26 protein-coding genes are annotated in these 24,723 nt (G+C 69.3%); 14 read left to right on the top strand and 12 right to left on the bottom strand.

Annotation, left to right across the window (positions count from 1 at the left end; all coding sequences use genetic code 11):
* Positions 1 to 47: 47 nt before the first annotated feature.
* Entirely contained in the window at positions 48 to 509 is a 462-nt protein-coding gene (locus tag MKK67_RS01730) for a DUF2852 domain-containing protein (RefSeq protein WP_243961529.1), read from the bottom strand.
* 57 nt (positions 510 to 566) lie between these two features.
* Entirely contained in the window at positions 567 to 1,214 is a 648-nt protein-coding gene (locus MKK67_RS01725; RefSeq protein WP_243961527.1) for a TetR/AcrR family transcriptional regulator, read from the bottom strand.
* Positions 1,215 to 1,486: 272 nt separating this feature from the next.
* Between MKK67_RS01725 and MKK67_RS01720 the strand changes: the two genes are divergently transcribed.
* From MKK67_RS01720 to MKK67_RS01710, 3 genes are all read left to right on the top strand, one after another.
* Positions 1,487 to 1,783, top strand: coding sequence for a hypothetical protein (locus tag MKK67_RS01720; RefSeq protein ID WP_243961520.1), 297 nt, complete (start codon positions 1,487 to 1,489; stop codon positions 1,781 to 1,783).
* A 122-nt stretch (positions 1,784 to 1,905) separates the two neighbouring features.
* On the top strand, positions 1,906 to 2,301 hold the full coding sequence (locus MKK67_RS01715; protein WP_243961511.1) for a thioredoxin family protein: 396 nt from the start codon (positions 1,906 to 1,908) through the stop codon (positions 2,299 to 2,301).
* 120 nt (positions 2,302 to 2,421) lie between these two features.
* Positions 2,422 to 3,594 carry a glycosyltransferase gene (locus MKK67_RS01710; RefSeq protein WP_243961510.1) on the top strand — a complete coding sequence of 391 codons (1,173 nt, stop codon included), beginning with the start codon at positions 2,422 to 2,424 and terminating at the stop codon, positions 3,592 to 3,594.
* Positions 3,595 to 3,643: 49 nt separating this feature from the next.
* Here MKK67_RS01710 and MKK67_RS01705 read toward each other — a convergent pair whose 3' ends face one another.
* The 5 genes from MKK67_RS01705 to MKK67_RS01685 all read right to left on the bottom strand — a co-directional run bounded on the left by MKK67_RS01705 (position 3,644) and on the right by MKK67_RS01685 (position 9,784).
* Positions 3,644 to 4,579, bottom strand: a complete 936-nt coding sequence (locus tag MKK67_RS01705; RefSeq protein ID WP_243961507.1) for a helix-turn-helix domain-containing protein — start codon at positions 4,577 to 4,579, stop codon at positions 3,644 to 3,646.
* A 233-nt stretch (positions 4,580 to 4,812) separates the two neighbouring features.
* Entirely contained in the window at positions 4,813 to 5,769 is a 957-nt protein-coding gene (locus MKK67_RS01700; RefSeq protein WP_243961505.1) for a helix-turn-helix domain-containing protein, read from the bottom strand.
* A gap of 261 nt (positions 5,770 to 6,030) precedes the next feature.
* A complete protein-coding gene (locus tag MKK67_RS01695) occupies positions 6,031 to 6,987 on the bottom strand; it encodes a helix-turn-helix domain-containing protein (RefSeq protein ID WP_243961503.1) in 957 nt (318 codons plus the stop codon).
* Positions 6,988 to 7,658: 671 nt separating this feature from the next.
* Positions 7,659 to 8,525, bottom strand: a complete 867-nt coding sequence (locus MKK67_RS01690) for a helix-turn-helix domain-containing protein (protein WP_243961496.1) — start codon at positions 8,523 to 8,525, stop codon at positions 7,659 to 7,661.
* A gap of 509 nt (positions 8,526 to 9,034) precedes the next feature.
* Positions 9,035 to 9,784, bottom strand: a complete 750-nt coding sequence (locus tag MKK67_RS01685) for a zinc-ribbon domain-containing protein (protein WP_243961494.1) — start codon at positions 9,782 to 9,784, stop codon at positions 9,035 to 9,037.
* Between the two features lie 197 nt (positions 9,785 to 9,981).
* On the opposite strand from MKK67_RS01685, the gene ftsE reads away from it, so the two are divergent.
* From ftsE to MKK67_RS01670, 3 genes are all read left to right on the top strand, one after another.
* Positions 9,982 to 10,674 (top strand): cell division ATP-binding protein FtsE, encoded by a 693-nt coding sequence (gene ftsE, locus MKK67_RS01680; protein WP_243961492.1) that lies wholly within the window; start codon positions 9,982 to 9,984, stop codon positions 10,672 to 10,674.
* Positions 10,671 to 11,639, top strand: coding sequence for a cell division protein FtsX (locus MKK67_RS01675; RefSeq protein ID WP_243961490.1), 969 nt, complete (start codon positions 10,671 to 10,673; stop codon positions 11,637 to 11,639). The genes ftsE and MKK67_RS01675 overlap by 4 nt, the downstream gene beginning before the upstream one ends.
* A gap of 152 nt (positions 11,640 to 11,791) precedes the next feature.
* Positions 11,792 to 12,574, top strand: coding sequence for a YdcF family protein (locus MKK67_RS01670; RefSeq protein WP_243961486.1), 783 nt, complete (start codon positions 11,792 to 11,794; stop codon positions 12,572 to 12,574).
* 237 nt (positions 12,575 to 12,811) lie between these two features.
* Here MKK67_RS01670 and MKK67_RS01665 read toward each other — a convergent pair whose 3' ends face one another.
* The 3 genes from MKK67_RS01665 to MKK67_RS01655 form a co-directional block, all read right to left on the bottom strand.
* Positions 12,812 to 13,138: a hypothetical protein gene (locus MKK67_RS01665; protein WP_243961484.1), complete on the bottom strand. Its 327-nt coding sequence runs from the start codon at positions 13,136 to 13,138 to the stop codon at positions 12,812 to 12,814.
* Positions 13,138 to 13,605 carry a PTS IIA-like nitrogen regulatory protein PtsN gene (gene ptsN, locus MKK67_RS01660; RefSeq protein WP_243961481.1) on the bottom strand — a complete coding sequence of 156 codons (468 nt, stop codon included), beginning with the start codon at positions 13,603 to 13,605 and terminating at the stop codon, positions 13,138 to 13,140. The genes MKK67_RS01665 and ptsN overlap by 1 nt, the downstream gene beginning before the upstream one ends.
* Positions 13,606 to 13,738: 133 nt before the next feature.
* A complete protein-coding gene (locus MKK67_RS01655; protein ID WP_243961472.1) occupies positions 13,739 to 14,335 on the bottom strand; it encodes an HPF/RaiA family ribosome-associated protein in 597 nt (198 codons plus the stop codon).
* 158 nt (positions 14,336 to 14,493) lie between these two features.
* Between MKK67_RS01655 and MKK67_RS01650 the strand changes: the two genes are divergently transcribed.
* The 6 genes from MKK67_RS01650 to MKK67_RS01625 all read left to right on the top strand — a co-directional run bounded on the left by MKK67_RS01650 (position 14,494) and on the right by MKK67_RS01625 (position 21,159).
* Positions 14,494 to 16,074, top strand: a complete 1,581-nt coding sequence (locus tag MKK67_RS01650) for a glucan biosynthesis protein D (protein WP_243961470.1) — start codon at positions 14,494 to 14,496, stop codon at positions 16,072 to 16,074.
* A gap of 38 nt (positions 16,075 to 16,112) precedes the next feature.
* On the top strand, positions 16,113 to 18,278 hold the full coding sequence (mdoH, locus tag MKK67_RS01645; protein ID WP_409568355.1) for a glucans biosynthesis glucosyltransferase MdoH: 2,166 nt from the start codon (positions 16,113 to 16,115) through the stop codon (positions 18,276 to 18,278).
* Positions 18,279 to 18,617: 339 nt separating this feature from the next.
* On the top strand, positions 18,618 to 19,526 hold the full coding sequence (locus MKK67_RS01640) for a LysR substrate-binding domain-containing protein (protein WP_243961468.1): 909 nt from the start codon (positions 18,618 to 18,620) through the stop codon (positions 19,524 to 19,526).
* Positions 19,527 to 19,660: 134 nt separating this feature from the next.
* Positions 19,661 to 20,416, top strand: coding sequence for an SDR family NAD(P)-dependent oxidoreductase (locus MKK67_RS01635; RefSeq protein ID WP_243961466.1), 756 nt, complete (start codon positions 19,661 to 19,663; stop codon positions 20,414 to 20,416).
* 33 nt (positions 20,417 to 20,449) lie between these two features.
* Positions 20,450 to 20,848 carry a cupin domain-containing protein gene (locus tag MKK67_RS01630; RefSeq protein WP_243961464.1) on the top strand — a complete coding sequence of 133 codons (399 nt, stop codon included), beginning with the start codon at positions 20,450 to 20,452 and terminating at the stop codon, positions 20,846 to 20,848.
* A 152-nt stretch (positions 20,849 to 21,000) separates the two neighbouring features.
* On the top strand, positions 21,001 to 21,159 hold the full coding sequence (locus tag MKK67_RS01625; protein ID WP_243961462.1) for a hypothetical protein: 159 nt from the start codon (positions 21,001 to 21,003) through the stop codon (positions 21,157 to 21,159).
* Positions 21,160 to 21,169: 10 nt separating this feature from the next.
* Here the strand turns inward: MKK67_RS01625 and MKK67_RS01620 are convergent, their stop codons facing one another.
* Positions 21,170 to 21,370 carry a hypothetical protein gene (locus MKK67_RS01620; protein WP_243961454.1) on the bottom strand — a complete coding sequence of 67 codons (201 nt, stop codon included), beginning with the start codon at positions 21,368 to 21,370 and terminating at the stop codon, positions 21,170 to 21,172.
* 387 nt (positions 21,371 to 21,757) lie between these two features.
* Here MKK67_RS01620 and MKK67_RS01615 point away from each other — a divergent pair, with 387 nt between their 5' ends.
* Together MKK67_RS01615 and MKK67_RS01610 are read left to right on the top strand one after the other, a co-directional pair.
* Entirely contained in the window at positions 21,758 to 21,997 is a 240-nt protein-coding gene (locus MKK67_RS01615; protein ID WP_243961453.1) for a hypothetical protein, read from the top strand.
* A 78-nt stretch (positions 21,998 to 22,075) separates the two neighbouring features.
* Positions 22,076 to 24,394 (top strand): Tex family protein, encoded by a 2,319-nt coding sequence (locus MKK67_RS01610; RefSeq protein WP_243961451.1) that lies wholly within the window; start codon positions 22,076 to 22,078, stop codon positions 24,392 to 24,394.
* A 67-nt stretch (positions 24,395 to 24,461) separates the two neighbouring features.
* Here MKK67_RS01610 and MKK67_RS01605 read toward each other — a convergent pair.
* Positions 24,462 to 24,723 (bottom strand): flagellin (locus MKK67_RS01605; protein WP_279601379.1); only part of this gene is annotated, 262 nt, incomplete at its 5' end.

Here is a 24,723-nt window from a genome sequence, read left to right as displayed (position 1 = left end):
AAGGCGGGACCCGGCTTGTCGGCCGGGTCCCGTGGAGCAGACGAATATCAGGCGGTGTAGGAGCCGCCCTCGCCCCGGCGCTTGGCCATAAAGGCGTCGAACTGCTCGCGGTCCTTGGCCCGCCTCAGCTCCTCGACGAAATCCGTGAAGGCGCGGCTCTCGTCTTCCAGCGCCTTGCGCTGCGCTTCGAGCCGATCCAGCTCGGTACGGCGGTAGGCATCGAAGGCGGCGTTGCCAGTGCCGCCATAATTGGCCGCCTCGAAGGCCCGGGCGAAGCGCGAGGCCGAGCGGCCGCCGCCCTCGAAGCCGGCGACGCCCCGGCGGGCGGCATCGCGCAGTTCCGCGAAGGCCGGATATCCGGCGATCTTCCAGGCAACGAGCGCCAGGCCGACCGGCCACCAATAGATGAAGCCGACGACGATCGCGCCGATTTCGAGGGAGCGACGGGGGAATGGGCCCGAACGGCAGAGCTTGCCGGTCGCCCAGGGGGAGGAGGATTGCGTGGTCACGGCTTGGCTCCGCTGCTCATGTGAACGGAGTTAACATGCGGGTGCCCGGGCGGGCTTTCAAGACCGCGATCGGTCGCCCGATTGTGCCGCGCCATGGACCAGGGCCAGCACCCCGGCGCGCAGAAGCTCGTACTTGTCCGGAAAGCCGGGCCCCCGTGGCAGGTGCCCGGCCGCCGAGAGGGTCGCGAGGCCGTGGGCCAGCGCCCAGACTTCGAGGGCGATGAACCGGGGCGCGACGCCCCCGAACCCATCGGCGAAGGTCGCTTGCAGCGCCTCGACCAGCAGGTCGAACGGAGATGGGCGACCGGGCGGCGTATCGGTTTCGGGGGCGGCGGCGACGGTGCCGCGGGTCTCGAAGATCGCCGCGTAGTAGGCCGGCTCCTCTTCGGCGAAGGCCAGATAGGCTTCGCCCATCCGGGTGAAGCGTTCGAGCGGCGTGCCCCGGGAGGTCAGCGTCCTCGCGAGGCGGGCCGCGAGTTCCGCGAAGCCGCGCCCGGCCAGCTCTTCCAGCAGCGCCTCGCGGCCGCGAAAGTGCCGATACAGGGCCGCGGGCGTCACCCCCACCAGGCGGGCGGCATCGACCAGCGCGAACCCGCCGATCCCACGCTCGGCGATGAATCGGCGCGCGGCCTCGATCAGGGCCTCCTTGAGGTTCCCGTGGTGATAGCTTCGCCGGTCGCCCGGTCCGTCTCGCCAGGGTCGCAAGGTGTCATGTCCTCCGCGCGTGCGCAGGCATTACGGTCGAGCCCGACGTTTGTTGCGGTCGCGAACGGGGGCCGATCGCTTGACCCGCCGGAGAGCCTCTCACAAAACTCCCGCTGCGCCGTGCAGTGCAGAACGAGACTCTCCGTGAACGGGCGTTTTGTGAGGTACTCCAAAAGGCGCACCGGGATCGGATCGCGCTCGGCCGAATCGCATCGCCCTTTGCGAAGACGGGCATATCACTGCGGCCTTCGCCAGAGGGAAGACCATTCGGCATGGCTTTCGTGAGTCTGAAAGCATGGCGCACGCGCTCGGCGGAACGCGCCGAGATCGCGTCGCGCTTGAAACGGGACCTGATCGCCGCCCTCGGCCTGACCGAGGCCGACGCACTGGCGGTGAACGAGATCGCCTGCGCCGATCCCGGCTGCCCGGACATGGAAACGATCGTGCTGGTGATGCGCGCCGGCGCGCCGACCCGGGCGCTGCGGATCCGGCGTCCGATGGATGCGGTGGATGCCCAGGACATCGCCGACCTGATCGAGCAGGACCGGCAGGCCGAGGCCTCTCGATGATGTGACGGGCCGAGGCCGCGGGAGCCGCGCCCTAGCGGCAGCGTTTCCCCGTCGTTCGTGTAACCACGACCGGACGGATGCCGAGAGACGACACACAATCGGTGCCGCCAGGGAGAAAACCCATGACGATGCGCCGCCGCAGCATCCTTGCGCTGGTCTGCTCAGGTCTCGCCGCCTGCCTGTCGCCCGCCCTGGCCGGTGAGGCGATGCCGTTCTCGGCCGCAGCCTTCGAGGCCGCGCAGAAGAGCGGCAAGCCGATCCTGATCGAGGTCAGCGCCCCCTGGTGCCCGATCTGCAAGACCCAGAAGCCGATTCTGGCCAAGCTCGGCGCCGAGCCGCGCTTCAAGGAGCTTCAGATCTTCGACATCGACTTCGACAGCCAGAAGGACCTGCTGCGCCGGTTCAATGCCCGGATGCAGAGCACGCTGATCGCCTACAAGGGCGAGACCGAGACCGGCCGCTCGGTGGGCGAGACCCAGCCGGAATGGATCGAGGGCTTGCTTGAGAAGACGCTCTGAACGGCCGACCTCGACCGATCGGCCGGAAAAACCTTCCGGTTTCGTTCAGGAGGCCTGCGGCATAGCCGGCTCGCCCCCGTTTCGATCCGTCCGCGGGGGTCGAGACGGAGACCGTACCCGGTGACGCGCACCACCCCGCACAACGCTTCCGCGCCGAGCGCGATTATCGCGATCCCGGTGCGCAACGAGGTCGAGCGGATCGAGGCCTGCCTTCGGGCCATCGACGCGCAGGTCGGGCTCGCCCCGGATAGCCTCGGGCTGGTGCTGTTCCTGAACAATTGCACCGACGGGACCGACGCTCTGGTGGCCCGGCTGGTGCCGACTTTGTCGATCCCGGTGCGGGTCGAGACCGAGGATTTTTCCGGCGCGCATGCCGGCTGGGCCCGGTGCAAAGCCATGGATGCCGCAGCGGACTGGCTGGGGGATGCGGGGAATGCGGGGATGATCCTGTCGACGGATGCGGATAGCCGCGTGCCGCCGAACTGGGTCGCCCGCAACCGCGCCGCCATCGAGGCCGGCGCCGACGCGGTCGCCGGCCGGGTCGAGCTCGACGCCGCAGAGGCCGCTTTGCTGCCGCCGTCCCTGCCCGCCCGTGGCCGCCTCGAGGACATCTACGACGCCCTGATCACCGAGGCCGAGGCCCGGATCGATCCAGACCCGCACGATCCGTGGCCCTGCCACCGCACCGCGATCGGCGCCACCCTGGCGGTGACCCGCAAGGCCTATCTCGCGGTCGGCGGAATGCCGGAGATCCCGCTCGGCGAGGACGGCGCCTTCATCGCGCGGCTGATCGAGCACGGCTTGCGCGTCCGCCACGCCACCGATGTCTGCGTGACCATCTCGGCCCGTCTCACCGGCCGGGCGCCGGGCGGCGTCGCGGACACGATCCGCTCGCGCTGCGAGGAGCCGGACGCGCTGTGCGACGCCCGGATGGAGACGTTTCCCCGGGTGGTGCGCCGCTATCTCTGGCGGCGGCGGTTCCGGCGTCTGCACGGCAGAGGCAGCCTGCGCGCGAACCAAGCCTGGGCGCGCGCCCTCGGGATCGCCCCCGCGGAGGCCGGCCGGATCGCCGCGCTCCCGCTCGGGCAGGCCATCGCGGAGGCCGAGCGCGCCAGCCCGCGCCTGGTGTACCGCCCGATCGGTCCGCGCCAGCTTCCCGGCCAGATCCGGCTGGCGCGAGTCGGCGTCGCGGCGATCCGGCTGGTCCAGCGCGTCGCCGGCCTGGCCCGGTCGGCCGCGGACGCGGCGACCCCCGGGCGTCCGGTCACCGATCCGCGCGGCGGAGGGATCTAGCCTGCCGTCATCCCCTCGGTATTCGCGGATCGTCCATTGCGTCGAGCGACTACGCGCGTAACGGGACTGACAGACGCCGCGAATCCTCCGGCCGGTCGGTGCCTTTCGGGACCGCGCCCCAGCCGGCCCCCTGGGCGACGAGGTCGCGCGGCGAGAAGCCGAAGCGCTGGCGAAACGCACGGCTGAAGGTGGCCGAGTCGGTGAACCCGCAACTCACCATGATCGACCCGATCCGGCCGCCGGTTGTCTGCATCATCACGATCCGGTCGTGGGCGCGGTCGAGCCGCGCATCGCGGATCGTGGCCGCGATTCCCTCCCCGCCGGCAAAGGCCGCGTAGAGGCGGCTGCGGGAGACCTGCAGGGCTTCCGCCAGGGCATTCGGACCGAATTCGGGCTCGTGCAGCCGACGCTGGATATGCGTGAGCGCCAGCGAGCGCAAAGCTTCCGTCGAGAGTTCACCGGCGCCGGGCTCGGTCTGCCCGTGAAGGATGCCGCGGAGCAGGTGCAGCACGCCTTCGACGGCGATACCGGTCTCCGCCTCGGACATGTTGGACACCGACGTCGCCAGCGAGCCGAGATAGGCCTTCAGCAGCCCGTTCAGCGGCGTGTTGCCGAGTTTGCGCCCGGCGACATCCTGCGGATTGCCGACCTGCTCCAGGAAGGCGGCACGCGACACCATCAGGCGGATCTCCTCGTAGCCGTCCCGGCTGCCGGCAGCGCCCGGCTGGCCCATCGCGCGGAACGCCACGTCGCCGGTGCGCAGGAGCGTGCCGTTGTTGCCCTGCTCGACATAGCCCTGCCCCGCGGTGATCAGCATGATCGCGATCTCGTCGCCCCCGTCGCGGCGGATGTGCCGCCCCGCGCGTTCGACATCGATCGGGCCGCTGACGGTGCGCATGATCGTGCCGTGCGCGGACGCCGCGAGCATGCGGCTGGCCGAGAACGGCACGATGGACTCGAGCGCCGTGATATCCCCGGCGGGCATGACTGTGTCGCACCAGTACTCGAACGCGTTGTTCGGCTCTACGGCGTCCGTGGACTGAATAAGGATCGGAACCTTATCTTTGACATTCACGGGATCCTCACGTCACAAACCTTCTGGCAGACCGAGTGCCGGCCCGGTTAACTTTGCATGACGCATGCCGTTCCAGATCCGAGAGCTTTACGCAATCGGCCGAGAGGCCCAAACGTTAGGCAAGCGGCGGGGCCGTGCCGGTGTCAGCCGGCGCCCTGGGCGACGAGGTCCCGGGGCGACAAGCCGAAGCGCTGGCGGAATGCGCGGCTGAAGGTGGCCGGATCGGTGAAGCCGCAGCTCGTCATGATCGACGCGATCCGGGCGCCGGTGTTCCGCATCATCACGATCCGGTCGTGGGCGCGGTCGAGCCGCGCGTCACGGATCGTGGCCGCGATCCCCTGCCCCCCGGCGAAGGCCGCGTAGAGGCGGCTGCGGGAGACCCGCAGGGAAGCAGCCAGGGAGTTCGGACCGAATTCGGGTTCGTGCAGGCGCCGCTGGATATGGGCGAGCGCCAGGGAGCGCATCGCCTCGGCGGAGAGCTCGCCATTGGCCGGCTCGATCCGACCGTGAAGCACGCCGCGGAGCAGATGCAGCACGCCTTCGACGGCGATGCCTGCCTCGCCCTCCGACATGCTGGAGACCGATGTCGCGAATGCGTTGAGATAAGCCGACAACAGCCCGCGCGCGGGCGTGGCGCCGAGCTTGCGGCCGACCACGTCCTGCGTGTTGCCGACCTGCGCCAGGAAAGTGGCCCGCGGCACCACGAGGCGGATCTCCTCGTAGCCTTTCCGGCTGCCGGCGGCACCGGGCTGGCCCATGGCGTGGAACGCCACGTCGCCGGCCCGCAGGAGCGTGCCGTGGTCGCCCTGTTCGACATAGCCCTCGCCCGCCACGATCAGCATGATCGACATCTCGTCGCGCCCATCCCGGCGGATGTGGCGCATGTCGCGGTCCACACCGATCGGGCCGCTGACGGTGCGCAGGAGCGTGCCATGCGCGGAGGCCGCGACCATGCGACTGGCCGAGAAGGGCGCGACCGGGTCGAACGGCGTGATGTCCGCGGCGGACATCACGGTATCGCGCCAGTACGCGAACGCTTTCGGCTGCTCGACGGACTCCGTCTCAGCGATGAAGACCGGGACTTTATCCTTGCCACGCACGGAGCGCTCGCCTCGCAACGCTCGAACCGTCCCGGACGTCTTACCGGCTTTGGCTTGAGCGATCACGGCGTCTCAGATCCCACAGCTCTGCGCAATCGACCAAGCGGCCCATGCATGAGGCTTGCTGTCCTGGCGCCGCCCTCGGCAATCCTGTGCGACGGCCCCCCGGCCAACGCGGTGCTCGATCGCACGCGAGGGCCGCAACACTGCATCGCCCGGGTGACCGATTGCCGGAGCCCGCGATCGCCGCCTCCGATCCGGTCAGTCGCAAGCTTGCGCGATCAGGTCCCGGGGCGAGAGGCCGAAGCGCTGGCGGAATGCGCGGCTGAAGGCAGCCGGGTCGGTGAAGCCGCAGCTCGCCATGATCGACGCGATCCGGGCGCCCGCCTTCCGCATCATCTCGATGCGGTCGTGGGCGCGGTTGAGACGCGCCTCGCGGATCGTGGCCGCGATCCCATCCCCGCCGGCGAAGGCCGCGTAGAGGCGGCTGCGGGAGACCCGAAGGTCCGCCGCCAGGGAATCCGGCCCGAATTCGGGATCGTGCAGGCGATGCTCGATCCGCGCCAGCGCCAGGGAGCGGAGCGCGTTGGCCGAGAGCTCGCCATCCGCCTGCGCGTTCCGGCCGTTGATGACACCACGAAGCAGGTGCAGCGCGCCTTCGACGGCGATGCCGGTCTCCGCGTCCGACATCTGGGCGACCGAATCCGCGAAGGTGCGCATATAGGCGGCGAAGAGCTGGTTCAGCGGGCTGGCGGCGAACTTCCGGGCGGCGAAATCGTCGACGTTGCCGACTTGGGCCAGGAAGGTGGCCCGGGGCACGGTGAGGCGGATCTCCTCGAAGTCGGTCAAGGCCCCCGCAGCGCCGGGCCGTCCCCAGGTCTGAAAGCTGATGTCGCCGGGGCCGAGCAGCGACCCGTTGTTGACCTGCTCCAGGTAACCGTTCCCGTGGAGGATCAGCATGATGCCGACGTCGTCGCGGCCATCCTGGCGCAGGTGGAGCGGCCGACGTTCCAGACTGTACGGGCTGCTGACCGTGTGAAAGATCGCGCCGTGGCTCGAGGATGCGACGAGGCGCGAGGCCGCGAACGGCTTGGCCGAATCAAGCTGCGACAGATCCGTGCCGGTGACGACGGCGTTGCGCCAATAATCGAACGCTTGCTTCGGCTCGACGGAATCCGTCGTTCCAAAAAAGACCGGGACCGTTTTCTTGGCGTTCACGGCGGATCTGCCTCAAGATCCCGGGTTTGAGCCCAGGCGATCGCTCGCCTGAGCGAGCGCGCACTGAGCGTCTCAGATCGGACATCCGCAGGCAATAGCGAAGCACAGGTCCGCTGAAGACGGTCGATGCTGCTTGCACGCCTTTCTGTTCAAGCGCCTATTTTCGCTATCGATTGCCATTTGCTCGCAACGAAACAAATTCATACTGCATGCAGATTGGATTGCCGGACAAGAAACGGCACGAAATCATATTTCAGGTCGAATTTTAAGTTGCGCGAATGAAGGCATAACTCTGAAGCTTGTTTCGGAATCCGTTAACGTACACGTCGCAAAAACACGGAGCGTCAAACAATGTTTCTGGGACAAATACAGACTTTTATTTAAGCAACCCAAAAAATTTCCTATATGCTTGAGCGCATTGCCTCATCATCTCGTCTCTTATTTGGTGAAACTGCTGATAGGGCGTATCGCGAGCAACCCGGCCATCTGCTGATGAGGCCCCTTCCTGCGAACCCGTGATCGAAGCCGTCTTCGTGATTGATCGATGCTCGGTGCCTCGATTATGCCGGGCAGTACCCCGGTAGCCCAGCCGCCGACATCGCGCCTCTCGACGGCCCATGGATCAGCACGGGCCGGATCGCCGCGCCATTCCCGCGTCGGATCCGATCCGGTCAGCCGGCACCCTGAGCCACCAGATCCCGGGGGGAGAGGCCGAAGCGCTGGCGGAACGCGCGGCTGAAAGCGGCCGGATCGGTGAAGCCGCAGCTCGCCATGATCGATGCGATCCGGGCGCCGGTCTTGCGCATCATCACGAGCCGGTCATGGGCGCGGTCGAGCCGCGCGTCGCGGATCGTGGCCGCGACGCCTTCCCCGCCGGCAAAGGCCGCGTAGAGGCGGCTGCGGGAAACCCGCAAGGAGGCGGCCAGGGAGTTCGGACCGAATTCGGGATCGTGCAGGCGGCGCTGGATATGGGCGAGCGCCAGGGAGCGCACCGCCTCCGCGGTGAGTTCTCCATCCTCGCGCGCCTCCTGCCCGTTGATGACGCCGCGCAGCAGGTGAAGCGCCCCCTCGACGGCGATGCCGGTCTCCGCGACCGACATGTGCTGGATGGACCTGGCGAACGTCTGCAGATAGGCGGAAAACATCCCGCTCAGCGGCGACACGGCCAGCTTGCGGCCGCCGAAATCGTACATGTTGCCGACCTGCTCGAGGAAGGTGGCGCGGGGCACCGTGAGGCGCAACTCCTCGAAATTGTCCAGGCCGGCCCCGGCTCCCGGCCGGTCCCAGGCGTGGAAGGTGATGTCGCCGGCTTGCAGCAGCGCCCCGTTGTTGCCCTGCTCGATATAGCCGCTCCCGCGTAGGATCAGCATGATGCCGACCTCTTCACGCCCATCACGGCGCACGTGCTGTGCGGTGCGCTCCAGGCTGTAGGGGTCGCTGACCGTGTGAGAGATCGCGCCGTGCGCGGAGGGCACGATCGTTCGAGCCGCCGAGAACGGCAGGACCGGATCGATCGGCGCCACCTCCGTGCCGACCATGACCGTATTCCGCCAATAGTCGAAGGCCTGCTTTCGTTCGACGGAATCAGTCGTTTGGACCAAAAATGGGATTTTATCCTTGCTCTTCACGGAAAAGATTTATCCCGTAATTTTAGAATTAAATGAATTCTATTTGTCGTTAAGGCAACAGCAGAGGTAGAATTTCAGATCCGACAAAGATAAGCAATAGGCAGGCCGTGAGCCGCAAAGATGCCTTCTCGTGCGAAGATTTCGCTATTAGGCCGCTCCGCACACAAATCGGGGGCCTCAAGGAAATAAAACGGATCGATTAAGCAGAAATATCAAACCGCTCTAATAATAGTAGCCCATCATCATTTACTATACGTGCGTCAAAATCCCGCACTGATAAGTATAAATATCGCGAACTTTTCTTGGCGTGCATCCGCCGACGGGGGGCAGGGCCGAACCGACGACGGACACCGCCGCACAGGATTGCCGAGTCGATGTGGTGGCAACGGGCCAGAATCGATGCGCGCCGGGTGCCCCCGTCACGGCCCACGCGACGGTTCGGCATCGGCGAAGCGCAGCACCACGGCTCGGCCGGAGGCCGGCGGGCTCGTGAGGCTCCCGCGGAACCGGGCCCTCTCGGCGGTGCCGAGCACCGCCCGGGGCGCAGCCACCGGGAACGTCCGGATCATGCGGCCGCCGGCATCGCGGATCTCGACGCTCAGGGCCGAGACCGGGACATCGGTCCGGGCGATCCCGACGAGATCCCCCTCGATCACCAATTCGGCCGGCCGGCCATCCTCGGCGGGGGTGCTGAACGCGACCACGTCGTGGATCTCGATACCGCGGACATTCACCGGCAGCCCGACCCGGGCGAACAGGGCGGCGCTCTGCGGGACGACCCGGACCACGCTGGTTCGGGCGAGGCACAGGAGCGGCAGAGCCGCCAGCAGCGTCAGGCCGACGGCCAGGGAGGGCGACAGGCCCGGGATACCGCGCCAGCCCTTGCGGGTCGGGCGCACCGGAGCCCGGCGGCGGGTGGGCGGTGGCTCGGACGTGTCGGAGGCGGCCCGGACCGTGGCCGAAGCCTCCTGCCAGGCGGCGTCCGCGACCGGATCGGGCTCCGCCTCGCCCTTCTCGGCCAGCTCCGCCTCGTGGCCGGCCAGCACGTCGGCCGGGGTGAGGAACCAGGTCTCCCGGCAGGCCGCGCAGCGGACCGAGCGTCCGTCCATACCGACCTTGCCGGCTTCGAGCCGGTACTCGCTGGCGCAACTCGGGCAGACGATCAGCATACGTGCGCCATTCGTTCCATCGGGGACCGTTTCCGATCGGACAGGCCGCAGCCGGACTGCAAATCAGTTGCGAAACCGTGCCCGAACAGGGTTAAGCGTCGGTGAAACAGCACCGGCCTTGAAAACGCCCGCCCATCCGGCGATTTCCGAACCATGGATCGGCAAAACCCGGCACGGCTTTGAACGTACAGGCGAGCATGAAGAGCCTGCTGCCCGGCGCGGAACGGCCGGTGGTGCAGTTCGAGAATGTCGGCATGCGCTACGGCCTCGGGCCGGAGGTGCTGTCGGATGTGAGCTTCCGGATCGCGCCGCGCTCGTTCCAGTTCCTCACGGGCCCGTCCGGCGCCGGCAAGACGACGCTGCTGCGCCTGATCCTGCTGTCGGTGCGCCCGACCCGCGGACTCGTCTCGATCTTCGGTGAGGAGGTCAGCGGCATTTCGGCGAAGGCGCTCACCGGCCTGCGGCGGCGCATGGGCGTGGTGTTCCAGGATTTTCGCCTGCTCGACCATCTCACCACCTACGAGAACGTGGCGCTGCCGCTGCGCGTCCAGGGTCGGTCCGAGGCGAGCTACCGGGCCGAGGTGGTCGAGTTGCTGCGTTGGGTGGGCCTCGGCGAGCGCATGCATGCCCTGCCGCCGCTCCTGTCGGGCGGGGAGAAGCAGCGCGCCGCCATCGCCCGGGCCCTGATCGCTCGGCCGGACCTGCTGCTCGCCGACGAGCCGACCGGCAACGTCGATCCCAGCCTCGGCCGCCGGCTGCTGCGGCTGTTCCTGGAACTCAACAAGCTCGGGACCTCGGTGATCATCGCGACCCACGATTTCGGCATCATGGACGCCGTCGACGCCCGCCGCATGGTGCTGGGCGAAGGCCGGCTGCGGATCGAGGAATGAGCGCACCGGCCACCACCCGGGCCCAGGCCGAGTCACCGTCCGGCCCCGCGGATCCGAGCCTGCCGACGAATTTGCGCCGCAACGCCGCCCTGGTCCCCACCGACACCGCGGCCGGACGCTCGCTCGCGGCGGTCATCGCGATCCTGACCTTCCTGGCGGGGCTGTGCGCGGGCGCCGCCGAGATCGTCGCCACCAATGCCGGGCAATGGCAGGGCGACGTCGCTCAGGAGGTGACGATCCAGGTCCGGCCCGGCCCCGGCCGGGACGTCGATGCCGACGTGGCCCGGGCCGAGACGATCGCCAAGTCCGAGCCGGGGATCGCCGAGGCGCGGGTCTTCTCCAAGGCGGAGGCCGAGCGACTGCTGGAGCCCTGGCTCGGCAGCGGCCTCGACCTATCGGACCTGCCGGTGCCGCGCCTGATCGCCCTCAAGCTCGCCGACAACCGGAGCGCGGACCTGAAGCGTCTGCGCACCCGCCTCACCGAGGCGCTCCCCGGCGTGGCGAGCCTCGACGACCACGCGCTCTGGCTCCAGCGGCTCTCGACCGCAGCCAACGCCTTCGTGGGCATCGGCATCGGCATGGTGGTGCTGGTTCTGGTCGCCACCGGGTTGGCGGTGACCTTCGCCACGCGCGGCGCCATGGCGGGCAACCGCGAGGTGGTGGAGGTGCTCCATTTCGTCGGCGCTGACGACGACTACATCGCCCGGGCGTTCCAGCGCCGATTCTTCGGGCTCGGCCTGCGCGGCGGTGCGATCGGGGCCGGGCTGGCGATCCTCGCTTTCGCCATCGCCGGCCTGCTCGCCCGGGCGGCCCGCTCGGGACCGGCCGGCCAGGAGGTCGAGGCCTTGTTCGGCGCCGTCCAGGTCGGGCTGCGCGGCTATGCCAGCATCATCCTGATCGGCGTGATCGCGTCGCTGGTCACCGGTGTGGTCTCACGGATCACCGTGCGGCGGTTCCTGTCCTGAACCCGTAACGGTAGGGGCATTCAGGGGAAACAGGGCGTCCGGGCCAAACGTTAACGATCGGGAAAGGTTATCGCGGCGGTGTGGGTGAGGCCGATACGGCTGCCTCCGGGCCGCCGCATTCGGCGCCGATCCTCCGGAGGATGACCACGCGGATGCAACGCGCACCGGCCCCCTGCCCGACCGACGCGATCGGCTGGGCCTGGAACGAGCGGTTTCCGCCGCGCCGCCTCGCTGCGCCGGCACACCCGCTTCCCCGGGGCCGGCGCGCCCTGTGGGTCTGCAGCCTCGGCGCCGGCCTCGGCGCCCTCGCGCTGTTCGCGGGCTTCCTCGTCTTCGTCGGCGCCCTCGCCCGGCACGAGCGCAGCCCGGCCGACCGGGCCGACGGCATCGTCGCCCTCACCGGCGGCGCGCAGCGGATCGGCGACGCGATCGACCTCCTGGCCGGCGGCTACGGGCGGCGCCTGCTCATCACCGGCGTCAACGAGCGCACCAGCCGCGACGAGATCGCCCGGCTCAACCCGTCCCAGCGCGCCCTGATCGCCTGCTGCGTCGATCTCGATTACCGGGCGCGCAACACCATCGGCAACGCCATCGAGACCCGGCGCTGGATGCGGGCGCACCGCTTCAGCACCGTCGCGGTGGTGACCTCGAACTACCACATGCCGCGGACGCTGATCGAGCTGGACCATGCCCTGCAGGACAGCGACCGCGTTCTGCCGCATCCGGTCGTCACCGAGGGCCTCGATGCCGACCACTGGTGGCAGAGCCCGCCCACGGCCAAGCTCCTGGCCTCGGAATACGTGAAATTCCTGGCGAGCTGGGTGCGCACGCGCTTCGAGGACGATCCGGAGCGTTCCCGGGCGGCAATCCTGATCGGCCGCGGCAAGCCGGTGAAGATGGTCGCCGAGCCGCTGATGATGCGCGGGATCGATTGATTTTTCTGGGCGCTGGAAGGCCGAGTTTCTGGACCCCCGGCTTTCCCATCCACCCCCCTCATCCTGAGGTGCTTCCCGAAGTGGAAGCCTCGAAGGAGCCCTCCAGGGATCGGGAGGGTACTGGAGGGCTCCTTCGAGGGCTGCGCTGCGCTCCGCCGCCTCAGGATGAGGGGGTTGGATGGAAGACCGGTCGATCCGAAGCGTCGCTCAACGATCGGAACGCGATCGAACGGTTTGTCACCGCCCGCCGCAGCGCGCCTTGATCGTCGCGGAAAACTCCCGGTCGGAGCCCTGCACCTGAGCGAGCCGCTGGGCGCGCTCCGAGCCCGAGAGGCAGCGGCCGTAGACGCTCGCGACCCGGCGCATCGTGTCGACGTGACGGCGCCAGACGCGGCAATTCTGGACGTCGTCGCCGTCCGCCTGTTCCAGCTGTTCCAGGGCCTGGCGCTGCATCGACTGCGCCACCAGGACGTCGCGGCCGCAGGTGGCTTCACCCTGTGCCTGGGCGACGTGGGAAAAACCCGCGAGGATCACCAGGGTCGCAGCGAGACGGGGCAGCGGCATCAGGCAGCCTGCGGCGCCGTCGAGCGGGTCAGGAGCGCGTAGAGGGCGCTGGAATCGCGGGCGGCGCGGATGTGGTTGAGCATGCCGGGCTCGCGCAGGACCCGGGCGACCTGGGCCAGGGCCTTGAGGTGATCGGCCCCCGCCCCCTCGGGAGCGAGCAACAGGAAGGCAACGTCCACGGGCTGCCCGTCCAGGGCCTCGAAATCCACCGGCCGGTCGAACCGCGCGAACAGGCCGAACAGCCGGTCGAGACCGGGCAGCTTGCCGTGCGGGATCGCAACGCCCTCGCCGATCCCGGTCGAGCCGAGGCGCTCGCGCTGGAGCAGCGTGTCGAAGACGGGCCGCTCCTCGAGTGCCGGCAACCGACGCACCGCCTGCGCCGCGAGTTCCTGAAGCACCTGCTTCTTGGCGCGCGCACGCAGGGACGACACGACCGATTCGGGGTCGAGGAATTCCAGAATTGGCATCGATCGACCGTTGCCCCGTCACCCGTCCGCGTCGGAACGGGCCTCGTCGCAGAGGCGTCTCGCACCACGCCCCCGACTATCAATGGGCCGAAGAACGGGCCGGTTCCGGCTCCGTTCCCACGGTCCACACGCGTCAGTCGACGGCGCCCGGCGGGTCCACCCAGCCGATCGCACCGTCGCTGCGCCGGTATACGACGTTGACGCGTCCGGTGCCAGCGTGGACGAACACAACCACTGGGGATCCCGTCATATCGAGGGCCGTGACCGCCTCGCCGATGGTGCGGCGTTGCAGGGTCTTGGTGCTTTCGGCGACGATCGGCGGGTGGGCGTCGCCGTCCTCCGGCTCGTCGTCGTTCGCCTCCTCGGGTGATGCGAACACCGCGTAGGCGGCCTCGATCGCCGCGGATTCGCTCGGGCCGCTGGCATGCTGCTTCAACCGATGCTTGTAGCGACGCAGGCGCGTCTCGAGCTTGTCGGCGGTCTGCTCGAAGCTCGACCGGGCATCGTGGGACACGCCCACCGCCTCGATGGTCAGACCTGATGCCAGATGGAGCACGCAACCCGTCCGGTACGCGGTTCCGTCGCGCCTGAGCGTGACGTGGCCGGTGCAGGAATCGTTCATGTGCGAGTCGAGGTATTTGTCGAGCGTGGCGGACATCCGCTCGTCGATACGGCCGCGCAGACTCTCTCCGAGATCCACGCCGTGGCCCGTGACCCGCAACGATCCCATGCTGCCTCCCCCGTGCGATTCAGTCCCCGGAATTAGAGAGCCGGCTTGCGCTAAGTCAACGGAGGCGCGCCCGTTCCGTCCGAACCGGCGCTTAACCCTGGGTTCAGCCGGCCTCCCGGTATACAGGCACCGTTCCGCCACTTGAGACGCAGGCCTGCATGACCACCGCCGACGGATTCGCCGCCGCTCCCACCCGCCGCGCCGTATTGGCCGGGGCCGTGGGCACCGCCGCGAGTTTTCTGCCGGCGAGTCCGGGAGCGGCCGCGGCGGATCAGGGCGCCAACCCGGCGACCACCCTGCCCGGTGCCGGTGCGCCGTTCGAGGCCAACACCCTGATCGACATCGCCCGCGCCCGGGCCGCGGCCGCCTACGTCGCGCCCAGGACCGACGACGTGCCGGCGGTGCTGAAGGGCCTGTCCCGGGATGCCTACGAGGCAATCCACCCGGTGCCCGGCCGCGCCATCTGGACCGACCGCGATTTCGGCTACGCGATCGAGCCGCTGCTGCGCGGTTCGATCTTCGACACGCCGGTCTCGCTGTTCGTGGTGGAGAACGGGCTAGTCCAGCCCGTGCCCTACGACAAGGACAGCCTGATCGCCGCCAACATCGCCCTACCGGACCTGAGCGCCGACACCGCCTTCTCGGGTTTCCGCCTGCGCGCCCGGTTCGGCGACGGCGGCGAACCGTCGAACTTCGCGCTGTTCCAGGGCGCCTCGTTCTTCCGCCTGGTGGCCGAGGGGCAGGATTTCGGCATCAACGCCCGGGCGCTGGCCTTGCGGCCGGCCGATTCCCGGGGCGAGGAATTCCCGCTGTTCCGGGCCCTGTTCATCGAGGCCCCCGCGCCCGGGCAGCCGATCACCGTCCACGCGCTGGTGGAGTCGGAATCCGCCGCCGCCGCGTTCCGGCTGACGCTGACGCCGGGCAAGGAAGCCTCCGTGGCCGGGATCGACGGCACCGTGTTCGCCCGGGCCGAGCTTGACCATATCGGGCTCGGCGGCATGCAGGGCAGCTACCTGTTCGGCCCCCTCGACCGGCAGAAGGTCGACGATCTGCGCGCCGCTGCCTTCTCGGTGGAGGGGTTGGCGATCCGCAACGGCTACGGCGAGCCGATCTGGCGCCCGGTACACAACCCGGAAGCGCTGCAGGTCTCGGCTTTCCTCGACCGGGGGCCGAAGGGGTTCGGCCTGATGCAGCGCGCCCGCGCCTACGCCGATTTCGAGGACGACCGGCGGCACTGGGAGCAGCGCCCGTCCCTGTGGATCGAGCCGCAGGACGATTGGAGCGAGGGCGCGGTGACGCTCCTCGAGATCCCCAGTGATTCCGAGCTGAACGAGAACGTCTTTGCCTATTGGCGCCCGAAGGCGAAGCTCGCCAAGGGCGGCGAGATGCGCTTCCTCTGCCGCCAGCACTGGTCCAAGGGCTGGCCCGATCCGCTGCCCGCGGAACTCGCCCGGGTGAAGGATAGCCGCGCCGGCCGCGGCAGCTCCGGCAACCGGCGTCTGTTCGCGGTCGATTTCGAGGGCGACGGGCTGGCCCGGCCCGACGAGATCGAGATCGCGCTCACCGCTTCGACCGGCACGATCACCCGGCAGGACCGCTTCCACTACCCCGAGCGCCGCACCCTGCGGGTGCTGTTCGAGCTCGATCCCGGCAGCGAGCGGGCGAGCGAATTGCGTCTGGGCCTCCGGCGCGGCCAGGAAAGGGCCAGCGAGACCTGGCTGTTCCGCTGGACGCCGTAATTTTCTTTCGCCGATCACCCCGAGGATCACACCCCGCCGTGCACCTGGACGAGACCACGACGTTGCCGCCGCCCGCATCCCGCCAGGATGCCGGCCCCGCGCGTTCCGAGAATACCGCCGCGATGCCGCCCGAAGCACCCCTGGCAATGCCGGTGCAGGATCTCGGGTCCTGGGATCGCGCCGCCGCCCACCAGCCGACGCGCAAGAACCGATCGCCCTGGGCGGCCCGGCTGTTCGTATTCGGCGGCGCCCTGGCGCTCACCGGCTACGGCGGCTGGCAGATGGTCGAGACCGTGTCGGTCTCCGGCAGCCCGACCGCCCTCCAGCTCGTCCTGGTGGTGCTGTTCTGCCTGACCTTCTCGTGGATCGCGCTGGCCTTCACCAGCGGCCTGCTCGGCTTCGCGATGCTACTGCGCCGGCCGCGCCCGAACCCGGTCCCGGCCACGCTCCACACCCGTACCGCCGTGCTGATGCCGGTCTACAACGAGGCCACCGCCCGGACCTTCGCGGGCGTCGAGGCCATGCGCGAAGCCGTGGAGGCCACCGGGCTCGGCGACCATTTCGACTGGTTCGTGCTCTCGGATTCGACGCAAGCCGATGCCTGGATCGCCGAGGAGCGCGCCTTCCTCGACCTGCGCCGCCGCCTCGGCCTCGGCGCCCGGCTCTACTACCGCCACCGGCCCAAGAACCATCACCGCAAGGCCGGCAATATCGGCGATTTCGTCACCCGCTGGGGCGGCCATTACGACCACATGCTGGTGCTCGACGCCGACAGCCTGATGAGCGGCGCGGCGATCGTCGCGCTCGCCGCCGCCATGGAGGCCGACCCGGATGCCGGCATCATCCAGACCCTGCCGCTGATCATCAACCGCAACACCCTGTTCGCCCGCCTCCAGCAATTCGCCGCCCGAATCTACGGGCCGGTGATCGCCGCCGGGCTGTCGGCCTGGTCGGGCCGCGACGGCAATTACTGGGGCCACAACGCTATCATCCGCACCCGCGCCTTCGCGCAATCCTGCGGCCTGCCGGACCTGCCCGGTAAGCCGCCCTTCGGCGGCCACATCCTGTCCCATGACTTTGTCGAGGCGGCGCTGATCCGCCGGGCCGGCTGGGCGGTCTACATGCTGCACCGGCTGCCGGGTTCCTACGAGGAGAGCCCGCCTTCCCTGATCGACGTGGCGGTGCGCGACCGGCGCTGGGCGCAGGGCAACCTCCAGCATGCAAGGGTGATCGGCGCCGCCGGCCTGCACCCGGCGACCCGCCAGCATTTCGCCACCGGCATCGCCGGCTACCTCGCCTCTCCGCTCTGGCTGTGCCAACTCGTGGTCGGTATCCTGCTGGTCCTCCAGACCGCCACCGAGCGGCCGGATTATTTCGGCGGCGCCGGGTTCTCGCCGGTCTTCCCGCGGTTCGACCCGGTCCGCGCGCTCCAGCTGTTCGGCCTGACCATGGCGGTGCTGCTGGCCCCGAAATTCCTCGGCCTGATCCTGGCCCTCCTCGACGGGCCGGTGCGCCGGGCCTGCGGCGGCGCCGGCCGGCTGGTCCTGTCGAGCCTGGTCGAGATCCTGCTCTCGGCCCTGGTCGCCCCGGTGGCGATGGTGATCCAGTCCGGCTCGGTGATGGGCATCCTGCTCGGGCGCGACACCGGCTGGAACCCGCAGCGCCGGGACGACGGCTCGATCCCGATGCGCGACATCGTCGCCCGGCACCGCTGGCACATGGTCCTCGGCCTCGTCGCCGGGATCGCGGCCTTCGCGCTCGCGACCTCGCTGTTCCTGTGGATGAGCCCGACGATCGTGGGCCTCGTGCTGGCGATCCCGATCTCCTGGGCGAGCGGCCAGCTCGGCCTCGGCCTTGCCCTCAAGCGCCGCCTCCTGCTCGCCACCCCCGAGGAGGCGTCGCCGCCGGAGATCGCCGTCCGGGCCGGCGCCCTGGCCGCCCGCAACGCCGCCCAGGGCCTCGACGAGGCCGATGCCCTGGCGGCCCTCCACGCCGACCCCGCGCTGGCCGAAGCCCACGCGACCATGTTGCCCGCCGGCCTGTCCCGCCCCCGCGGCGCCATCGACCCGGACCAGACGCTGGCCACCGCCAAGATCTGCGAAGCCGAGACCGTGGCCGAGGCCCGGGCCTGGCTCTCGCCCAAGGAGCGCATGGCGCTGCTGCACGACCGCGCGCTCCTCGACCGGCTGGTGCGGTTGGATTAGGGCGGCGCCGCCGAGGGGGTGAGGGTTCAGGCGCGGGCGCGTGTCGGGTCCAGCGTTGTTGCAACCCAGCCCCCTCATCCTGAAGTGCCCGGCGATCGAAGATCGCTGGGCCTCGAAGGAGCCCTCCAGCCAGCCGCGCGATTCCCAGAGGGCTCCTTCGAGGGCGTCGGTGCGCGACACCGCCTCAGCATGAGGGGATTGGGTGGGAGGGGCGCCGATCAGGATTCGGCAAGATTTCCTGGTGTTCCGATCGGCGACCGCGCCAGCGCGGCCCTCCATCCACGTTGAACACCACTCACCACGGTTGCGCTGAGCCCTGCGCGAAGCCACAACCGCCCAGTGCAGCACAACCGTGCCAATCTGGCCGATGTCGGCTCTTTCCTGGCGATCGCGAAGCATCGCAGCTTCCGGCGCGCCGGTCTCGAACTGGGCGTCAGCGCTTCGGCGCTGAGCCATGCCCTGAAGGGGTTGGAGACGCGGCTTGGGGTCCGCCTGCTCAACCGGACGAACCGGAGCGTCACGCTCACCGCCGCCGGCGAGGAGCTGTTCGCCGCGGTGGATGCCCCCTTCGCCTCCATCGGCTCGGCGGTCGAGGCACTGAACCGCCATCGCGGTGCGCCGGCGGGCCGGATCCGGCTCAACGTCCTGGAACATGCGAGCGTCCTCCTGCTCGCCCCGGTTCTGCCGATCTTCCTCGCCCGCTATCCGGACGTCGAGATCGACATTCGCGTGTCGAACCACCTGATCGACGTGGTCGAAGCCGGGGCCGATGCCGGGATCCGCTATGGTGACACGGTGCCGGAGGACATGATCGCTCAGCGCCTGTCCGCCGACATCCGCTGGTTCGTCGTGGGCGCGCCCGCCTATCTGGAGGCGGTCGGCGTGCCCAAGGTGCCGGGCGACCTGCGCAGCCACCGCTGCCTGCGGATCCGCCTCGGCAACGACCAGATCTATCATTGGGAATTCGAGACGGCCGACGCGACCGTGGCGATCGATGTGCCGGGCGCCCTGACCCTCGACAGCACCGAGCTTGTGGTCGCCCTCGCCCGCGCGGGCGCGGGGCTCGCCTACCTGCCGGAGCCCAGCGTGGCGCCGCTAATCAGCGACGGCGCCCTGCGGACCGTCCTGGACGATTGGTCTCCCGCGGGCGCGGGATTCCACATCTACTATCCGGGCCGGCGCCAGCTCCCGACCGGCCTGCGCCTGCTGATCGCCCTCATCCGCGAGTTGCGTCCCCTCGGCCTGTAGCGGACGGCGACCGGCCCGCGCACGATGAGCTCTGCTCATCGCTGCAATGAGGCGCCGGGTCCTCACAGGCCCCTGCGGCCGCCGCTACATCGGTCCCGACGCGACGATCCGCTCAGAACCGATGAGGTCAGGCCATGTCCAACGCCAACCGCTTTCCCGGCAAAACCGCCTTCATTACCGGGGCCGCCAGCGGCATCGGACGGGCGACGGCCATCGCCTTCGCCCGGGAGGGCGCCCGCGTCGCCATCCTCGACCGGACCGAAGCCGCCCTCCGGCCGACCGCGGACGCGATCCGGGAAGCGGGCGCCGACGTTCTGGTTCTCGCCTGCGACGTCGCGCTGCCGGAGCAGGTCGAGGCCGCGGTGGCGCGCACCGTCGAGACCTTCAGCCGGATCGACATCGCGTTCAACAATGCCGGGGTCGAGAATACCGCTGCCCCCGTGGCGGACATCACCCTCGAGGACTGGGACCGCATCCTCGACATCAACCTGCGCGGGACGTTCCTGTGCATGAAGCACGAGATCACCCAGATGCTGCGCCAGGGCGGCGGCGTGGTGGTCAACACCGCGTCGGGGGCGGGCATCCGGGGCGTAGCCGGCGGCGCGAGCTACGCGGCGTCGAAACACGCCATCATCGGACTCACCAAATCGGCCGCGCTCGATTACGCTAAGGCCAACATCCGGGTGAACGCGATCCTGCCCGGCAATATCGAGACGCCGATGATGGACCGTTTCACCGGCGGCGACATCCAAAAGGCGATCGACCTGGAGCCGGTCGGCCGGCTCGGCAAACCCGAGGAAATTGCCGAGGCCGTGCTGTGGATGAGTTCCGACCTCGGCGCCTTCGTCACCGGCGCGTCGATCTCGGTCGATGGCGGTTGGTCGCTCTGAACAGGTCCTGACGGTGATCGAAGGAGACATTCCATGGAGATCAAGCGCAGCGGATCGCAGCCCTCGGGGCCCGGCCCGTCCGACTGGTTCAGCGGCACCGTCCGGATCGACCCGCTCTTCTCCGCGCCGGATCCCGCCCGGGTGGCGGGGGCCCATGTGACCTTCGAGCCGGGGGCGCGCACCAATTGGCACACGCACCCGCTCGGCCAGACGCTGATCGTCACCTTCGGCCGCGGCTGGGTGCAGCGGGAGGGCGGCCCGATCCAAGACATCGCGGCCGGCGACGTGGTCTGGTTCGAGCCTGGGGAGAGGCACTGGCACGGCGCCACCGCGACGACGGCGATGAGCCACATCGCGATCCAGGAGCGCCTGGACGGCACAGCGGTGACGTGGCTGGAACCGGTGAGCGACGACCAGTATCGCGTCGGGTGAGCCGGCGGCTGGCCCTCGTGATCGCCGCAGGACCCGGATGGAGGACAGCGCGGATCGAGAGGTCACCGGCCCGAGGCGGACCGGCCGGCGGCCGTCGTCAGGAGTGATTAACCAACGGCTCCTAGGGTCGGCCGATCCAAACGGAGCTCTCCATGACCCTGTTGCTCGCGTTCCTGCTGCTGCCCCTCGCCATCGCCATCGTGCTGGCCCGCGGCGAACCGGTGCGCACCATCAGCTGCCTCGGCGCCATGGGGGTCGGCTGCTTCATCGCCTGCTGGAGCGTGATGGGTTTGCTGCGTCACCGGACCTGAGCCGGGAGCCTTACAAAAATCCGCCGGCGCGCGGCACGCCCGCGAGATTGCGCCCGGCCCTGGCGACGAGTTGCGCGAACGCCATCGCCGCCGCCGTCGCCTGCGCCTGGGACGGAAAATCGCGCCGGGACTCGACCACCGTCTCCTCGGTCTCGTTCACGAGGACCCAGGACCACAGCGACCTGTTGCTGGCGCGAATCTCGAAGCGCACGGGCTGCTCGCCGATTCACAACGTGCCGCCAAAAACTCAGCACGCGCCGGTGACGAGGTGATGACGGCCACCGATGCCGGCGGGGGATCTGGGGTCTGAGGGGCTTCCGCCTCGCTCAGCCGCTTAAGTGTCTGAATCTGTACGCACGCGTGAATGTCGCACCGGATCCCTTGACCGGGGTAGCCGGAATGGGTTCGATCCACCGGCGCTCAACGCGGGCGTCTTGCATCGCTTTGCAGCCTCCGCGCCCCGCTATCCGATCGTCACCCCGATTCCTGCACACGCAGGTGCTCGGTTCGATCGGATTACACTCCCGTCACCTGTTGCCCTTCGTCGGCGGATGTCTGTGCGGCATCGCTTGCTCGGGCGACGAAGCGGATCGAATCAATGGCGTACGGCAGCGGATCCTCGGTCGACCGGTCGCGCCGAACACTCCAGAACCTCGCCAAAACGCTGGGCTGCGCGCCTGAAACATTCTTCGGCGAAACGGCCCCCAAGTACCTCGCGGACGCCGAAGAATTACTCCAGCTCATGCTGTCGATCACGGATTCTTCGCAGCGACGTCGCGTTCTGGATTTCGCCCAGACCGTCAAGGCCGCCTCCGATGCGCGGATTGGCGACGCCTGACCGGCTTCTCCGGGGCGCCTTGCATCCGACGGCGCGGGGGCTATGGCAGGGCCCCGCCCTTCGCCTGCCGGAGCCCGCATGACATCCGTGAACGCGCTGATCGCCGAAGAACTCGGGGTCGGGGAGGCGCAGATCGCCGCTGCCGTGGCGTTGCTCGATGGCGGCGCCACCGTCCCGTTCATCGCCCGCTACCGCAAGGAGAACACCGGCGGCCTCGACGACGCGCAGTTGCGCAAGCTCGACGAGCGGCTCGGCTACCTGCGCGACCTCAACGAGCGCCGCGCCACCATCGTGGAGAGCATCCGCGCCCAGGGAAAACTGACGCCGGCGCTCGCCGCCGCCCTCGCCGCCGCCGACACCAAGGCGCGGCTGGAGGATCTCTACCTGCCCTACCGGCCCAAGCGCCGCTCGAAGGCCCAGACCGCCCGGGAGGCCGGCCTCGAACCCCTGGCCCAGGCCCTGCTGGCAAAGCCCGAGATCGCGCCCGAGCGCGCCGCGGCGCCGTTCGTGTCCGCTGAGAAAGGCATCGCCGACACCGAGGCCGCCCTGGAGGGCGCCAAGGCGATCCTGATCGAGCATGTCGCCGAGGATGCCGACCTGGTCGGCCGCCTGCGCGCGGATTTCTGGCGGAGCGGCCAGCTCGCGTCGAAAATGCGCAAGGGCAAGGCCGCCGAGGGCGCGAAGTTTTCGGACTACTTCGCATGGAGCGAGCGGCTGGAGCGGATGCCGTCGCATCGGATCCTCGCGATCTTTCGCGGGGAACGCGAAGGTGTGCTCGATGTCGATCTCGCCGCCGAAGGCGAGGATTCGGAGCCCGGGAAGCCCGGCCCGTTCGAGACCGCGATCTGCAGCCGGCATCGCATCGCCGCCCGGGGACGGCCGGGGGATGCCTGGTTGTTGGACGTCGTGCGCACCGCCTGGCGGACCAAGATCCGGACCGGGATCAAGCAGGATCTGCGCACCCGCCTGTTCGAGCGCGCCGAAGACGAGGCCGTGAAGGTCTTTGCCGGCAACCTCAAGGACCTGCTGCTCGCCGCACCCGCGGGTGGGCGGGCGACGCTGGGGCTCGATCCCGGCTACCGGAACGGCGTGAAGGTCGCGGTGGCCGATGCGACCGGCCGGATCGTGGCGGTGGAGACCACCTACCCGCATGAGCCGCAGCGGCGCTGGAAGGAGGCGGTGGCGAGCCTCGGTCGGCTGTGCCGCCAGCACCGGGTCGAGCTGATCGCCATCGGCAACGGCACCGCGTCCCGGGAGACCGAGCGGCTGGCCGCCGAGATCGTGGCGGCCAATCCCGACCTGACGCTGGCAAAGGTCACGGTCTCGGAGGCCGGCGCCTCGGTCTACTCGGCCTCGGAGATCGCCTCGCGGGAACTGCCCGATCTCGACGTGTCCCATCGCGGCGCCGCCTCGATCGCCCGCCGGCTCCAGGATCCGCTGGCCGAACTGGTGAAGATCGACCCGAAATCGATCGGGGTCGGGCAGTACCAGCACGATGTCAGCGAGACGAAGCTGTCGCGCCAGCTCTCGGCGGTGGTCGAGGATGCGGTGAATGCGGTGGGCGTCGACGTGAACACCGCCTCCCCGGCCCTGCTGGCCCAGGTCTCGGGCCTCGGCACGTCGATGGCCGACCGGATCGTGGCGCACCGGGACGCGAACGGTCCGTTCCGGACGCGGACGGCCCTCAAGAAGGTGCAGGGTCTCGGCCCGAAAACGTTCGAGCTGGCCGCCGGCTTCCTGCGCATCCAGGGCGGCGACGATCCGCTCGACGCCTCCGGCGTCCACCCGGAATCCTATCCCGTGGTGCGCCGGATCCTGCAGGCGACCAAGAGCGACATCCGCGTGCTGCTCGGCAATAGCGCGACCTTGAGCCAGCTCTCGCCCGAAGCCTTCGCCGACGACCGCTTCGGCCCCCCGACCGTGCGCCACATCATCAGCGAGCTGGAAAAGCCCGGCCGCGATCCGCGCCCGGCCTTCAAGACGGCAAGCTTCCAGGAGGGTGTGGAGACCATCGGCGATCTCCGGCCCGGCATGCAGCTCGAAGGCGTGGTCACCAACGTCGCGGCGTTCGGCGCCTTCGTGGATATCGGCGTCCACCAGGACGGCTTGGTCCACATCTCCGCGATGGCGCGCCGGCGCATCGCCTCACCCGCCGAGGTGGTCCGGACCGGCGAGGTCATCCGGGTCCTGGTGCTGAGCGTCGATGTCCCGCGCAAGCGCATCGCCCTGTCGATGCGGCTCGACGATCCGATCGAGCCGGGATCACAAGCGCGGCGCACCAGCGAACCGTCGCCCGACCCGCGCCGGATGCAATCCAACCCGACGCCGGCAGCCGGCGGCGGGGCCCTGGCGGACGCGCTCCGGCGGGCGGGGGCCTCCCCGTCCAAAGGAAACTGAACCGGACGCGCAAACGGAAACGGCCGGGGCGTGGCTCCGGCCGTTCCGACTTCGATGCGGCTGATGCTTAGCGCAGCAGCTGCAGGATGCCCTGCTGGGCCTGGTTCGCCAGCGAGAGGGCCGAGATGCCCAGCGACTGACGGGTCGACAGGGCCTGCGAGTTCGCAGCTTCCTGGTTCAGATCCGCCGCCGTCAGGTTCGACGCGCCCGTGTCGAGCACGTTGATCAGGTTCTTGCTGAAGTCCTGGCGGTTCTGCACCACAGACAGGTTCGAACCGAAGGTCGAAGCATCGGTGCGCAGCTGGCTGGAGGCGGTCGTCAACTTGCCC

This window comes from Methylobacterium sp. J-072, from assembly GCF_022829425.1.
Classification (GTDB): Bacteria; Pseudomonadota; Alphaproteobacteria; order Rhizobiales; family Beijerinckiaceae; genus Methylobacterium.
The sequence above is the reverse complement of the archived record's forward strand: the minus strand, read 5'-3'. Positions and strand labels throughout refer to the sequence as shown.

Coding starts and splice junctions, on each gene's coding strand:
- MKK67_RS01630 (WP_243961464.1), top strand. CDS start 20,450: ATGGAGATCAAGCGCAGCGGATCGCAGCCCTCGGGGCCCGGCCCGTCC.
- MKK67_RS01635 (WP_243961466.1), top strand. CDS start 19,661: ATGTCCAACGCCAACCGCTTTCCCGGCAAAACCGCCTTCATTACCGGG.
- MKK67_RS01655 (WP_243961472.1), bottom strand. CDS start 14,335: ATGGGATCGTTGCGGGTCACGGGCCACGGCGTGGATCTCGGAGAGAGT.
- MKK67_RS01705 (WP_243961507.1), bottom strand. CDS start 4,579: ATGCCCGCCGGGGATATCACGGCGCTCGAGTCCATCGTGCCGTTCTCG.
- MKK67_RS01615 (WP_243961453.1), top strand. CDS start 21,758: ATGGCGTACGGCAGCGGATCCTCGGTCGACCGGTCGCGCCGAACACTC.
- MKK67_RS01610 (WP_243961451.1), top strand. CDS start 22,076: ATGACATCCGTGAACGCGCTGATCGCCGAAGAACTCGGGGTCGGGGAG.
- MKK67_RS01625 (WP_243961462.1), top strand. CDS start 21,001: ATGACCCTGTTGCTCGCGTTCCTGCTGCTGCCCCTCGCCATCGCCATC.
- MKK67_RS01670 (WP_243961486.1), top strand. CDS start 11,792: ATGCAACGCGCACCGGCCCCCTGCCCGACCGACGCGATCGGCTGGGCC.
- ftsE (WP_243961492.1), top strand. CDS start 9,982: ATGAAGAGCCTGCTGCCCGGCGCGGAACGGCCGGTGGTGCAGTTCGAG.
- MKK67_RS01685 (WP_243961494.1), bottom strand. CDS start 9,784: ATGCTGATCGTCTGCCCGAGTTGCGCCAGCGAGTACCGGCTCGAAGCC.
- MKK67_RS01715 (WP_243961511.1), top strand. CDS start 1,906: ATGACGATGCGCCGCCGCAGCATCCTTGCGCTGGTCTGCTCAGGTCTC.
- MKK67_RS01675 (WP_243961490.1), top strand. CDS start 10,671: ATGAGCGCACCGGCCACCACCCGGGCCCAGGCCGAGTCACCGTCCGGC.
- MKK67_RS01665 (WP_243961484.1), bottom strand. CDS start 13,138: ATGCCGCTGCCCCGTCTCGCTGCGACCCTGGTGATCCTCGCGGGTTTT.
- MKK67_RS01720 (WP_243961520.1), top strand. CDS start 1,487: ATGGCTTTCGTGAGTCTGAAAGCATGGCGCACGCGCTCGGCGGAACGC.
- MKK67_RS01650 (WP_243961470.1), top strand. CDS start 14,494: ATGACCACCGCCGACGGATTCGCCGCCGCTCCCACCCGCCGCGCCGTA.
- ptsN (WP_243961481.1), bottom strand. CDS start 13,605: ATGCCAATTCTGGAATTCCTCGACCCCGAATCGGTCGTGTCGTCCCTG.
- MKK67_RS01690 (WP_243961496.1), bottom strand. CDS start 8,525: ATGGTCGGCACGGAGGTGGCGCCGATCGATCCGGTCCTGCCGTTCTCG.